Raw genomic sequence first — 12725 nt, 5'->3', positions numbered from 1 at the left:
GACTGCTTGTACTCGTAGAACTGCACCCGGGTGCAGCCGGTCTGGGTGAAGGTCTTGAAGAACGTCTGGGGCCGCTGCAACTCGTCCAGGGCGATGTCGCTGGTCCGGCCGGTGGCCAGCGCGACGAGGATCTGGGTGATCCAGTCGGGGTGCGCCGGGCAGCCGGGGATGTTGATGACCGGCAGGCCGGCCTTGGACTTGAAGTTCGGGCCGAGGAAGCCGCCCTTGTTGCGCTTGTGGTACTGCAGGCCGGTGGAGGCCGACGGATTGGGCGCCATCGCCGGGATGCCGCCCCAGCAGGCGCAGTCTCCGATGGCGACGACGATGCCGGCCTGGGCGGCCAGTTCGGTCACCCAGTCCTTCATCGGGCGGTCGGCGAACATGTCCATCCGGCCGGTCCCGTTGGGCGCCTCGATGACCGAGCCCTCGAAGACGAAGACGTCCATCGGGCGCGCCCCGGAGGCGCAGTCGCGGAAGATCTTCTGCGCCTGGTTGCCCAACTCCAGGCCGAGCGAGGGATGCCAGATCACCTCGAGGCCGAAGTCGACGATCAGATCGACGACGTTGGGTTCGTCGGCGTTGAGGAACGACATGGTGTTGCCACTGCACGCCCCTCCCTGAAACCACAGGACTGACGCCATCGCTGAGCTCCTCTCGGGGGGTCGCGCCGCGCGGCGGGGCCGGCGTGGCGGCTTCTTCGACACTAACTCAGGATCGTCGCGATGTGAACTGTTTCACAGGGTGCATCGCGGCGGAAATGATTACGTTTTCGCCCGGGCTCGCCCGGGCGGCGCTACCGCGTGGCCGAGCCGGTCGGAACGGTCACGGTGACGGTGGTGCCCGTTCCGGGCCGTGTGCTGATCTCCAGGGCGCCGCCGACGAGTTCGGCGCGCTCCGCCATCGACAGCATCCCGTAGCCGCTCGACGGCAAACCGGGATCGGCGTCGAGCCGCACGCCCGCCTGGGACGTGTCGAAGCCGACCCCGTCGTCGCTGATCTCCAGGCGGGCGACGCCGTCCCGGACGGTGAAGGCGACCCCGGCCACCAGTGCGCGGGAGTGCTTGACCACGTTCTGCACGCATTCCTGCGCGATCCGGTACAGCGCGACCTCGATGTGCTCGGGCAGCCGGGCGTCGTCGAGGTGCAGTTCCAGGTCGACCTCCGGGGTGGATGCCGCCAGGCTGGCCAGCGCCCCGCCCAGGCCCAGGTCGTCGAGCACCGGCGGGCGCAGCCCGCTGATCGCCGAGCGGGCCTCGCCGAGGGTCAGGTCCACCAGGTCGCGGGCCTTCTCCAACTGTTCGGCCGCCGATGCCTGCTCGCCGTCGTCCACCGCGCGGGCCGCCGCGTCCAGCCGGTAGGTCAAGCCCACCAGCCGCTGGGAGATTCCGTCGTGGATGTCCCCGGCGAGCCGGCGGCGCTCGCTCTCCTGGGCGGCGATCACCTGTTCGGCGAAGTTCTCGTGCGCGCGCTCCCGCGCCATCAGCTGGCGGTGCAACCGTGCCTGGTGCAGCGCTCCGGCGATCAGCCGGCCGATCACCAGCAGCAGCCGGATGTCGCGGGGGGTGAAGTCCCGCCGGGAGATGGTGTGGACGTTGAGCACCCCGACCAGACCGCCGGGTTCGGCCTCCATCGGCACCGACGCCATCGAGGTGAAGTCGTTGCCGCGCAGTGCCGCGATCGGCACGTACCGCGGGTCGGCCTCCTTGTCGGCCACGATCACCACCGGCTCCCGGTGGCTGGCCACCCACCCCGAGACACCCGATCCCAGCGGCAGCCGGATACGGCCCACCTGTTCGTCGAAGGGCGGGGTGGCGCCGGCCAGCGTCAGCGAGCTGTCGGTGTCGTCGAGCACGTGCACGAAACAGACATCCGAGGCGGTGGCGGCGGTGATCATCCGGGCCACCGCCGCGGCCATCGGCTCCACCCCGGGCCCGCTGGAGGTTGCCGCGATGATGTCCAGCAGCAGGGCGACCTCGCGGTCGGCGCCGACCAGGCCGTGCACCGCGTCCGGGCTGACGCCGGACCCCGTCACCGGAAGATGCCTTCCCGCAACGCCTTTGCGGCCGCACTGGTGCGGTCGCCGACGCCCAGCTTGCGGTAGATCGAACTGAGGTGGGTCTTGACGGTCTCCTCGCCGATGACCAGTTTGGCGGCGATGCCGCGGTTGGACGCACCCGTGACGACCAGCGACAGGATCTCGCTCTCCCGCTGGGTAAGCCCGTGCCGGGCGCCGGGCCAGAACTGGTCGCTCTGCAGCCGCGCCGCGGTCTCGGCCGCCCGCGCGGCCAACCCGGCGTCGATGGCGGTGGCGCCGGCCTGCACGCCCTCGAGCTGGCGCACCAGTTCGTCGCTGCCGATGCCCTTGAGCAGATATCCCGAGGCGCCCACCCGCATCGCCTGGAACAGGTACTGCTCGTCGTCGTAGACCGACAGCAGGATCACTTTGCGCCCGGGGTGGCGTTCCCGCATCTCCCGGCACAGGTCCAGGCCGCTGACCCCTTGCATCCGGACGTCGCAGAGCACGATGTCGGGGTCGAGTCCGTCGATCACCGCCATCGCCTTCTCGGCCCCGACCGCCTCGCCCACCACCTCGACGCGGTCGGCGAAGGGGGCCAGCATCGCCTTGAGACCCTCGAGGACCATCTCGTGGTCGTCGACGAGCACCACCCTTACCGGCATGCGTCAACCGTAATTGCCCGGGGCCGGGTACATCCCCCGTCCGGCTCCCCCGGTCGGGGGATGATCACCGCCGCGCGCCGCCGGATACTGGCCGCATGGCACCGATGAGCGCATCGTTCTGGTGGGACCGCGCCGGCCGCGCCCCGATCGGGGTTCCCGGCCTGGAGGCGGTCATCTTCTCCCTCGACGGAGTGCTGAACGACGCCCGGGCCGACCACGATCTTTTCGCCGAGCTGGTCTGGGACCTGCACTGCGCCGGCATCCGGGTCGTGGTGGCCACCGCCCGCCGCGGCACGGCCGTACACCGGTCGGTGCGGGAACTGCTCGGCGACGGAGCCGTCGAGTTGGTGATCACCGGAGACGACCTCGACACCCCCACGCCGCACTCCGAGATCTACCACCACGCGCTGTGGGAACTCGGTGTGCGCGCCGAACATGCTCTGGCGGTGGAGGATTCGGCTCTCGGGTTGCGGGCCGCGCGGGGCGCCGGCCTGGCCACCGTGGTGGTCACCACCGAGCGCACCCGTTACGACGACTTCACCGGCGCGGTGGCGGTGTTCGCAGGCTACGACGGGCCCGAATCACTGTCGGTGCACGATTGCCGGCGCCTGCGGGAGCGCTGGACGACCGGCGAGCGCTCCGCGTCCCTGACGGCCTGACTCAGCCGGTCTGGCCGCAGGCCTTCAACACCAGTTCGCGCACCCGCGCCGCGTCGGCCTGGCCCCTGGTGGCCTTCATCACCGCGCCGACGACCGCGCCGGCGGCCTGGATCTTCCCGCCGCGGATCTTCTCGGCGATGTCGGGACTGGCGGCCAGCGCCTCGTCGACGGCGGACTGGATCAGCGAGTCGTCGCGCACCAGGGCCAGGCCGCGGCCGGCCATCACCTGCTCGGGCTCGCCCTCCCCGGCCAGCACTCCTTCGACCACCTGGCGGGCCAGCTTGTTGGACAGCTTGCCGTCCTCGACCAGTGCGATGACCGTCGCCACCTGAGCCGGCGTGATGGCCAGCGCGTCGAGCTCCGCCCCGGACTCGTTGGCCTTCTGCACCAGGAAGTTCCCCCACCATGCGCGGGCCTGTTCGCTGGTCGCACCGTGCGCCACGGTGGCCGCGACGAGTTCCACCGCCCCGGCGTTGACCAGGTCGCGCATCACCTCGTCGGAGACACCCCAGTCCTGCTGAATGCGCTTGCGGGACAACCACGGCAACTCGCCGATGGTGCCGCGCAGCCGCTCCACCAGTTCGGCACTCGGCGCCACCGGTTCCAGGTCGGGCTCGGGGAAGTAGCGGTAGTCCTCGGCGGTCTCCTTGTCCCGGCCCGGTGAGGTGTGGCCGTCCTCGTGGAAGTGCCGGGTCTCCTGGTGGACGGTGCCGCCGGCCTCCAGAACCGCTGCCTGGCGGCGCATCTCGTAGCGGATAGCCACCTCGACGCTCTTGAGCGAGTTGACGTTCTTGGTCTCGGTGCGGGTGCCGAACTCCTTCTGGCCGAGGGGGCGCAGTGAGACGTTGGCGTCGCAGCGCAGCGAACCCTGGTCCATCCGGACGTCGGAGACATCGAGGGAGCGCAACAGATCCCGCAGCGCGGTGACGTAGGCGCGGGCCACCTCCGGGGCGCGCTCGCCGGCCCCCTCGATGGGTTTGGTCACGATCTCGATCAGCGGCACCCCGGCGCGGTTGACGTCCAGCAGCGAGGTGGTGGCGCCGTGGATGCGGCCGGTGTCGCTGCCGACGTGGGTGAGCTTGCCGGTGTCCTCCTCCATGTGGGCGCGCTCGATGTCGACCCGGAAGATGCTGCCGTCCTCGCACGGCACGTCGAGGTGGCCGTTGAAGGCGATCGGCTCGTCGTACTGGGAGATCTGGTAGTTCTTGGGCTGGTCGGGGTAGAAGTAGTTCTTCCGGGCGAACCGGCTCCACGGCGCGATCTGGCAGTTCAGCGCCAGCCCGATGCGGATGGCCGACTCGACGGCGGTCGCGTTCAGCGTCGGCAGCGCGCCGGGCAGACCCAGGCACACCGGGCACACCTGGGTGTTCGGCTCGGCGCCGAAGTCCGTCGCGCAGCCGCAGAACATCTTGGTGGCCGTCGACAGTTCGACGTGGACCTCCAGGCCGAGCACCGGGTCGAACCGCGCCACGACGTCGGCATAGTCGAGCAGGTCAGCGTTGGCCGCAGTGGTCATAGCCCCCGATCCTAAAGGGCCGCCCCTCCCCGCGAGCAGACACATAAGTCTCGCGACACGCCGCCCCGCGGGGCATTTCGTGTCTGCTCGCGGGGGGAGCCGGGAACGGAATCAGCCGAAGAAGGCCGCGGCGTCGTCGTAGCGGCTCTGCGGGACCAGCTTCAGCTCGCGCACCGCGTCGGCCAGCGGCACCCGGGCGATGTCCTCCCCGCGCAGCGAGACCATCACCCCGTACTCGCCGGCATGGGCGGCGTCGGCGGCGTTGACCCCGAAGCGGGTGGCCAGCACCCGGTCGTAGGCGGTCGGGGTGCCGCCACGCTGGATGTGGCCCAGCACGGTCACGCGGACCTCCTTGCGGATGCGCTTCTCCACCTCGTGCGCCAACTGCTGGGCCACTCCGGTGAAGCGCTCGTGGCCGAACTCGTCCACCCCGCCCGAGCGCAGTTCCATCGAACCCTCGGCCGGCTTGGCGCCCTCGGCGACCACGCAGATGAAATGCGAGGCGCCGCGCTGGAAGCGATGCTTGACCAGCCGGCACACCTCTTCGACATCGAAGGGCTGCTCGGGGATCAGCGTCATGTGGGCACCCGAGGCCAGCCCGGAGTTCAGCGCGATCCACCCGGCGTGGCGGCCCATCACCTCCACCAGCATGACCCGCTGGTGCGACTCGGCGGTGCTGTGCAGCCGGTCGATGGCCTCGGTGGCGATCTGCAGCGCGGTGTCGTGGCCGAACGTGACGTCGGTGCAGTTGATGTCGTTGTCGATGGTCTTGGGCACCCCGACGACGGGCACGCCCTCCTCGGTCAGCCAGTGCGCCGCGGTCAGTGTGCCCTCGCCGCCGATCGGGATCAGCACGTCGATCCCGTTGTCCTCCAACGTCTGTTTGATCTCGTCGATACCGGCGCGCAGCCGTTCCGGGTTGGTGCGCGCGGTCCCCAGCATGGTTCCGCCCTTGGCCAGCAGGCGGTCGTTGCGGTCGTCGTTGTAGAGCTGGACGCGACGGTTCTCCAGCAGGCCCCGCCAGCCGTCCTGGAAGCCCACCACCGTCGATCCGTAGCGGGCGTCGCAGGTCCGCACCACCGCGCGGATCACGGCGTTGAGCCCGGGGCAGTCGCCGCCGCCGGTGAGAACTCCGATGCGCATGGGCCCATCTAACCGCCTCGACGCGCACCGCGGGGCGCGCCCGCCGGATAACCTGCTGCGGTGACCCCGATCCCGCGTCGCGACGTCCTCCGACTGGCCGCCCTGGCACTGCCCGCGGGCCTGGCCGGCTGCGACATTACGGGGGACACGACAGGCACACCGGGCACGGACACACCGGGCACCGGGCTCAAGGCCGACGTCCTCGTCATCGGCGCCGGAATCGCCGGACTGCGCGCCGCGGAGGTGCTGGCGTCGAAGGGGCGGCGGGTCATCGTCCTGGAGGCGCGTGACCGCATCGGCGGGCGCATCCACACCGACCGGTCCTGGGGTGTGCCGGTGGATCTCGGCGCGTCCTGGATTCACGGGGTGCAGAACAACCCGATCGCCGCGCTGGCCGAGGCCAACGGCATCAAGACCCGGGCCGCCGACTACGACTCCGCGGTGTACGGGCCGGACGGTCGGCGGCTTCCGGACGGCACACTCGAGGATCTCGAGTCTGAGGTGGCCGGGCTGGTCGAGATCGGCCGCGACGGCTCCCCCGACACCGGCGAACCCGGCACCGGCGAACCCGGCACCGACGAACCCCTTCGCACGGCCCTGGACCGCGCCATCGGCGCCGCGAACCTCGACGCGCCGGCCCGGATCGCCGTCGAGATGGCCATCACCGGGTCGATCGAACACGAGTACGCCGCCGACGCGACCGACCTGTCGGCCGAGCACTTCGACGCCGGCGACGAGGAGGCCGGTGGCGACGCGCTACTGCCCGGCGGCTACGACGAGATCGCGCGCGCGGTGGCCAAGGGGCTCGATGTCCGCCTCGGCCACGTCGTCACGAGCATCGACACCTCGGGAGACCGTGCCCTCGTCGCCACCTCGCGGGGCGAATTCGGCGCCGAAGCGGTGGTCGTGACGGTTCCCCTCGGTGTGCTCAAGGCCGAGTCGATCCGGTTCACGCCGCCGCTTTCGGAGTCCAAGGCCGGCGCGATCGCCCGCCTCGGGATGGGCGCGCTGTCCAAGACCTGCCTGCGATTCGGCTCGGCTTTCTGGCCCTCCGGCACCGAGCTCGTGGACCTGGTCCCCGCCGCGTCACGGCGCGGTCAGTGGGTGGAGTCGTTGGGCCTCACCGGCCTGGTCGGCGTGCCGGCGCTGATGATGTTCAACGCCGGGAGGTTCGCCCGCACGGTCGAGACCATGACCGACGCCGACGTGGTCGCGGGTGCGACGGGCGCGCTGAAACCCGCGTTCCCCGACGTTTCCGCACCGACCGGTCTGCTGCGCTCCTCGTGGTCGGTGGATCCCTACTCGCTCGGCAGCTACTCGTTCATCGCCGTGGGAAGTTCGCCGGCCGATCGCGATGCGCTCGCCGAACCCGAGGGACGCCGTGTCTTCGCCGGCGAGGCCTGTTCGCGTGACCACGCGGGGACCGTGCACGGCGCCTACCTCAGCGGCGAGGCGGCGGCGGACTCCCTCTAGACCGCGGCCGACAGCGGGCCGCGGGCCGCCTCGTAGGCCGCACCCACCCGGTAGAGCCGGTCGTCGGCCAGCGCCGGGGCCATGATCTGCAGGCCGACCGGCAGGTCGTCGTCGGGCGACAGCCCGGAGGGCACCGACATGCCGCAGTGCCCGGCCAGGTTCAGCGGCAGGGTGCACAGGTCGAACAGGTACATCGCCAGCGGGTCGTCGACCTTCTCGCCGAGCCGGAACGCCGTCGTCGGGGTCGCCGGGGAGACCAGGACGTCGACGTTCTGATAGGCCTTGTCGAGATCGGCGCCGATCAGCGTGCGCACTTTCTGCGCCTGGTTGTAATAGGCGTCGTAGTAGCCGGCCGACAGCGCGTAGGTGCCGATCATGATGCGGCGCTTGACTTCTGGGCCGAATCCGGCGGCCCGGGTCAGCGCCATCACCTCCTCGGCGCTGTGGCTGCCGTCGTCGCCGACCCGCAGGCCGTAGCGCATCGCATCGAAGCGGGCGAGGTTGCTGGAGACCTCCGACGGCAGGATCAGGTAGTAGGCGCTCAGCGAGTGGTCGAGGTTGGGGCAGTCCACCTCGCGGACCTCCGCGCCGAGCGCGGCCAGCTGGTCGACCGCCGCGTTGAACGACGCCAGCACACCGGCCTGGTAGCCCTCACCGCTGCGCAACTGGTTGACGACACCGATGCGCACGCCCTTGAGGTCGCCGGTCGCCCCGGCGATCGCGGCGCCGACGACGTCGGGGGTCGGGGCTTCCAGCGAGGTCGAGTCGCGCGGATCGTGGCCGGCGATGACGGTGTGCAGCAGTGCGGTGTCCAGCACGGTGCGCGCGCACGGGCCGCCCTGGTCGAGCGAGGACGCGCAGGCCACCAGTCCGTACCGGGAGACGGTGCCGTAGGTCGGCTTGACCCCGACGGTGGCGGTCAGCGCGGCGGGTTGGCGGATGGAGCCGCCGGTGTCCGAGCCGATGGCCAGCGGGGCCTGGAACGCCGCCAGTGCGGCCGCGCTGCCGCCGCCGGAGCCGCCCGGCACCCGGTCGGTGTCCCACGGGTTGCGGGTGGGGCCGTAGGCGGAGTTCTCCGTGGAGGAGCCCATCGCGAACTCGTCCATGTTGGTCTTGCCGAGGATCGGGATGCCGGCCTGCCGGACGCGGGCGGTGACCGTGGCGTCGTAGGGCGACATCCAGCCCTCGAGGATCTTCGACCCGCAGGTGGTCGGCATGTCGGTGGCGGTGAAGACGTCCTTGAGCGCCAACGGAACTCCGGCCAGCGGGGAGGGCAGCTCGTCGCCGGCGGCCACCGCGGCGTCGACCTTGGCCGCGGCGGCCAGCGCCTCCTCGGCGGCGACGTGCAGGAAGGCGTGGTAGCGCTCGTCGGTGGCGGCGATCTGGTCAAGGCAGGCCCGGGTGACCTCGGTCGAACTCAGTTCCCCGGCGGCGATCTTCTGCCCGAGGGTGGCCGCGTCCAGGCGGATGATGTCCCCGCTCATCAGGCTCCCTCACCCAGGATCTGCGGGACTGCGAACCGGCCCTCGTCGGCGGCCGGCGCCTCGGCCAGCGCCTGCTGCTGGGTCAGGCTCGGCTGCACCGCGTCGGGGCGGGTGACGTTCTCGCTTTTCAGCGGGTTGCCGGTGGGTCTGACCCCGCTGGTGTCGATGGCCTGGATCTGCCCGACATAGCCGAGGATCGCGTCGAGCTGGCCGGCGAAGGCGTCGATTTCGTCGTCGGTTAGCGCCAGGCGGGCCAGCTTCGCCAGCTTGGCGACGTCGTCGCGGGAGATCGTGGACACGGTGGGTAAGCCTAGACAGCGCCGGCAGGTGCGGTCCCGGCGGATGTGTCAGGCTGGTCGCGTGCGTTCCTATCTGCTTCGGGTGCAACTCGAGGACCGCCCCGGCAGCCTCGGCGCGCTGGCCGTGGCGCTGGGGTCGGCGGGCGCGGACATCCTGTCGCTCGACGTGGTGGAGCGCGGTGCCGGATACGCCGTCGACGACCTGGTGGTCGACCTGCCCAACGGGTCGATGCCGGATGCGCTGATCACCGCCGCCGAGGGGATCGCCGGTGTGCGGGTGGAGTCCATCCGGCCGCACACCGGGCTGCTGGAGGCCCACCGGGAGCTGGAGTTGATCGACCACATCGCCGCCGCGAAAGACCGCACGGCCAAACTGAAAGTCCTCGTCGACGAGGCCCCGCGAATCCTGCGGGTCGGCTGGTGCACCGTCGTGGAATTCATTGGCACCGGCCCGCGGCGCATCGCCGGAAGCTCCGGGGCCCCCGAGACCCAGGCCCCCGAGACGCCGTGGCTCCCGATCAGCCACCCGACCGCGCTGGACGCGAGCGAGGACTGGGTTCCGCAGCTGTGGCGGAACATGGACACCACGCTGGCCGCCGCGCCACTGGGGGATCCGCACACCGCCGTGGTTCTGGGCCGTCCCGGCGGCCCGCACTTCCGCCCGTCGGAGGTGGCCCGCCTGGGCTACCTGTCCGGGATCGTCGCCACGCTGTTGCGTTAGCCCGAACCGAGGGATGGCACCGATGCCGCTGACCCGCCGTCGACTGCTCGCTGCCGCGGGCATTGCCGCCGTCGGGACCGTGACGTCGTGCAGCAGGCATTCCACGAAGACCGCAGTCCCGGCGGGATCCCTCGACGGCCTCGCCGGACAACTGCGCGGCCGCGTGGTGCGGCCGGATGATCCGGCGTTCACCGAACTGGCCACACCTCGCAATCTGCGATTCGCCGCCGCCGTGCCGGAGGCGGTGGTGATGTGCGCCGACGCCGATGACGTGGCCGCGACGGTGCGCTGGGCCCGCGACACCGCCACGCCGTTCGCCATTCGCGGCGGAGGACACAATTACGCCGCCGGCTCAAGTTCGCGCGGCGTCCTGATCTGCACCCGGTTGATGGCCCGGGCCGAGATGGAGGGCACCACCCTCCGCGCCCAGGCGGGGGTGCGTAATGCCGACCTGGCCGGGCTCCTGCCCCGGGGCGGCGCCGGCAGACTGTTGCTCCCCGGCGGAAATTGTCCGGCGGTGGGCATCGCCGGCCTGACACTCGGCGGCGGCATCGGCCCCAACGCGCCGTGGGCCGGCCTCACCGCCGACCGGCTGCGCCGCGCCACCGTGGTCGCCGCCGACGGACGGGTGGTCACCGCAAGCGCCACCGAGAACGCCGACCTGTTCTGGGCACTGCGCGGCGGGGCGGGCGGAAATTTCGGGGTCGTCACCGATCTGGAATACGAGATGGTCGAGGTGCCGGTAACCCGGGCGACGACGGTCTTGGTGCAGGGCCTCGGTCTCGACCCGGCGGTGCGCATCGCGACGGCGTTCGGGACGGTGCGCGCGGACAATCCGCGAACCGTGACGGGCACCTTGAACCTGGGACACAAGAACGGTGACATCGCGGTGCGGCTCAGGGCTCAGGCCCTCGCCGGTGAGGACGACACCCGCGACATGCTCGACCCGATTCTGCGGATACCGGGCCTCACGGCCGAGATCACCGAGCGCCCCTGGTGGGACGCCTACCGGTGGTACACCGTCCCGCCGAGTCCGGCCTATTCGTTCTGGGACCGCTCGCTCTACGCCGAGAACTTCCTCTCCGCGGATGCCGTCGGAGCCGCCCTCGACGTCGTGCGCCGATTCCCGGCCGGGGGCGATCCCGAGCGACGAGGCTCGATGGGCATGTTCGGCTGGGTGGGCGGCGCGGTCAACGAACCGGCCCCCGACACCACCGCCTATGTGCACCGCACAGCCCAGGTACTCCTCGAGATGTCAGCCGGGTGGTCGACGCCGAAACAACCCGCCGCACCTCTCACCCCCGTCCCGCCCGACATCGCGGACTGGGTGGAGGAGTTGTGGGAGACCCTCATCGCGCACACCAACGGGCACTCGTACCAGAACTTCCCAGACCCCGGGCTTGAGGACTGGGCCGTTTCCTACTACGGCGACAACCTGGCGAAGTTGACCGGCGTCAAGGCCACCTGGGATCCCGACGATGTGTTCGTCTACCCGCAATCGATTCCATTGCCGCGCTGAGAGCTTCGCCTAGCGATCGGCCGGAGGCCCGTTCTCCAGCAGCGTCCGGAAGCCGTCCTCGTCCAGAATCGGCACACCGAGTTCTATCGCCTTGTCGTACTTGGAACCCGGCGCGTCCCCCGCCACCACGAACGACGTCTTCCGGGAGACCGATCCGGCCGCCTTGCCGCCGCGAACGATGATGGCCTCCTTGGCCTCGTCGCGGGAGAAGCCGTTCAGCGAACCGGTCACCACGATGGTCAGGCCGGCGCACGTGGGCGCTATCCCGGTGTCGCGCTCGTCGGCCATCCGCACCCCGGCGGCGCGCCACTTCTCGACGATGGCGCGGTGCCAGTCCACCTCGAACCACTCCCGCAGGGCCGCGGCGATGGTCGGACCCACCCCCTCCACATCGGCCAGTTCCTGCTCGCCGGCGGCCATCACGGCCGCCAGGCTGCCGAAGGCGGTGGCCAGCGCGCGGGCGGCGGTGGGGCCGACGTGCCGGATCGACAGCGCCACCAGCACCCGCCACAGCGGCCGGTCCCTGGCCTGCTGCAGGTTCTTCAGCAGCCGGGTACCGTTGGCCGACAGCCGCCCGTCCTTGGTCTTGAAGAAGTCCGCGTTCATCAGGTCGTCGGCGGTCAGGTCGAACAGGTCGCCCTCATCGGCGATCACCCGGGCCTTGAGCAGCGCGACCGCCGCCTCGTAGCCCAGGCCCTCGATATCCAGGGCGCCGCGGCCGGCGATGTGGAACACCCTCTCCCGCAACTGCGCCGGGCAGGACCGCGCATTGGGGCAGCGGATGTCGACGTCCCCCTCCTTGGCCGGGGCGAGCGAGGTGCCGCACTCCGGGCAGTGGGTGGGCATGACGAATTCGCGTTCGGTGCCGTCACGCAGATCGACGACGGGCCCGAGGACTTCGGGGATGACGTCGCCGGCCTTGCGGATCATCACCGTGTCGCCGATGAGCACGCCCTTGCGTTTGACCTCCGAGGCGTTGTGCAGGGTCGCCAGGCTGACGGTGGATCCGGCCACCCGCACCGGGGTCATGAAAGCGAACGGGGTCACCCGTCCGGTGCGCCCGACGTTGACCCGGATGTCCAGCAGCTGGGTCTGCGCCTCCTCGGGCGGGTACTTGTAGGCCACCGCCCAGCGTGGCGCCCGCGAGGTGGAGCCGAGGCGGCGCTGCTGGCCCAGTTCGTCGAGTTTGACCACCACACCGTCGATCTCGTGCTCGATCTGGTGGCGGCGTT

Annotated in this window: 12 protein-coding genes; 4 read left to right on the top strand and 8 right to left on the bottom strand. The window is 70.9% G+C overall.

Annotation, left to right across the window (positions count from 1 at the left end):
• From ADBZ5U_RS09980 to ADBZ5U_RS09970, 3 genes are all read right to left on the bottom strand, one after another.
• On the bottom strand, positions 1-641 hold a 641-nt coding region (locus tag ADBZ5U_RS09980), incomplete at its 3' end, for an NADH-quinone oxidoreductase subunit B family protein (RefSeq protein ID WP_526264926.1).
• A 152-nt stretch (positions 642-793) separates the two neighbouring features.
• Entirely contained in the window at positions 794-2032 is a 1239-nt protein-coding gene (locus ADBZ5U_RS09975) for a GAF domain-containing sensor histidine kinase (protein ID WP_526264924.1), read from the bottom strand.
• Positions 2029-2679: a response regulator transcription factor gene (locus ADBZ5U_RS09970; protein ID WP_526264922.1), complete on the bottom strand. Its 651-nt coding sequence runs from the start codon at positions 2677-2679 to the stop codon at positions 2029-2031. The genes ADBZ5U_RS09975 and ADBZ5U_RS09970 overlap by 4 nt, the downstream gene beginning before the upstream one ends.
• Before the next feature lie 95 nt (positions 2680-2774).
• Here ADBZ5U_RS09970 and ADBZ5U_RS09965 point away from each other — a divergent pair, with 95 nt between their 5' ends.
• Entirely contained in the window at positions 2775-3338 is a 564-nt protein-coding gene (locus ADBZ5U_RS09965) for an HAD family hydrolase (RefSeq protein WP_526264920.1), read from the top strand.
• Position 3339: 1 nt separating this feature from the next.
• Here the strand turns inward: ADBZ5U_RS09965 and gatB are convergent, their stop codons facing one another.
• Both gatB and ADBZ5U_RS09955 read right to left on the bottom strand, forming a co-directional pair.
• Entirely contained in the window at positions 3340-4854 is a 1515-nt protein-coding gene (gatB, locus tag ADBZ5U_RS09960) for an Asp-tRNA(Asn)/Glu-tRNA(Gln) amidotransferase subunit GatB (protein WP_526264918.1), read from the bottom strand.
• Between the two features lie 111 nt (positions 4855-4965).
• A complete protein-coding gene (locus ADBZ5U_RS09955) occupies positions 4966-5997 on the bottom strand; it encodes a 6-phosphofructokinase (protein WP_526264916.1) in 1032 nt (343 codons plus the stop codon).
• Between the two features lie 60 nt (positions 5998-6057).
• Between ADBZ5U_RS09955 and ADBZ5U_RS09950 the strand changes: the two genes are divergently transcribed.
• Positions 6058-7470, top strand: a complete 1413-nt coding sequence (locus ADBZ5U_RS09950; RefSeq protein WP_526264914.1) for a flavin monoamine oxidase family protein — start codon at positions 6058-6060, stop codon at positions 7468-7470.
• On the opposite strand, the gene gatA is transcribed toward ADBZ5U_RS09950, so the two are convergent.
• Both gatA and gatC read right to left on the bottom strand, forming a co-directional pair.
• Positions 7467-8954: an Asp-tRNA(Asn)/Glu-tRNA(Gln) amidotransferase subunit GatA gene (gene gatA, locus ADBZ5U_RS09945; protein WP_526264912.1), complete on the bottom strand. Its 1488-nt coding sequence runs from the start codon at positions 8952-8954 to the stop codon at positions 7467-7469. The two genes, ADBZ5U_RS09950 and gatA, sit on opposite strands and share 4 nt — an antisense overlap.
• A complete protein-coding gene (gene gatC, locus ADBZ5U_RS09940; protein WP_526264910.1) occupies positions 8954-9253 on the bottom strand; it encodes an Asp-tRNA(Asn)/Glu-tRNA(Gln) amidotransferase subunit GatC in 300 nt (99 codons plus the stop codon). The genes gatA and gatC overlap by 1 nt, the downstream gene beginning before the upstream one ends.
• A gap of 61 nt (positions 9254-9314) precedes the next feature.
• On the opposite strand from gatC, the gene ADBZ5U_RS09935 reads away from it, so the two are divergent.
• Entirely contained in the window at positions 9315-9974 is a 660-nt protein-coding gene (locus ADBZ5U_RS09935; RefSeq protein WP_526264908.1) for an ACT domain-containing protein, read from the top strand.
• Positions 9975-9996: 22 nt separating this feature from the next.
• On the top strand, positions 9997-11493 hold the full coding sequence (locus ADBZ5U_RS09930; RefSeq protein WP_526264906.1) for an FAD-binding oxidoreductase: 1497 nt from the start codon (positions 9997-9999) through the stop codon (positions 11491-11493).
• Between the two features lie 9 nt (positions 11494-11502).
• On the opposite strand, the gene ligA is transcribed toward ADBZ5U_RS09930, so the two are convergent.
• Positions 11503-12725, bottom strand: a 1223-nt coding sequence (gene ligA, locus ADBZ5U_RS09925) for an NAD-dependent DNA ligase LigA (RefSeq protein WP_526264904.1), incomplete at its 5' end; no start/stop codon positions are given.

This window comes from Mycobacterium sp. (assembly GCF_040398885.1).
In the GTDB taxonomy this organism is placed as follows: Bacteria; Actinomycetota; Actinomycetes; order Mycobacteriales; family Mycobacteriaceae; genus Mycobacterium.
Note: the sequence above shows the minus strand (reverse complement) of the source record. Positions and strands in the feature narration are given on the sequence as shown.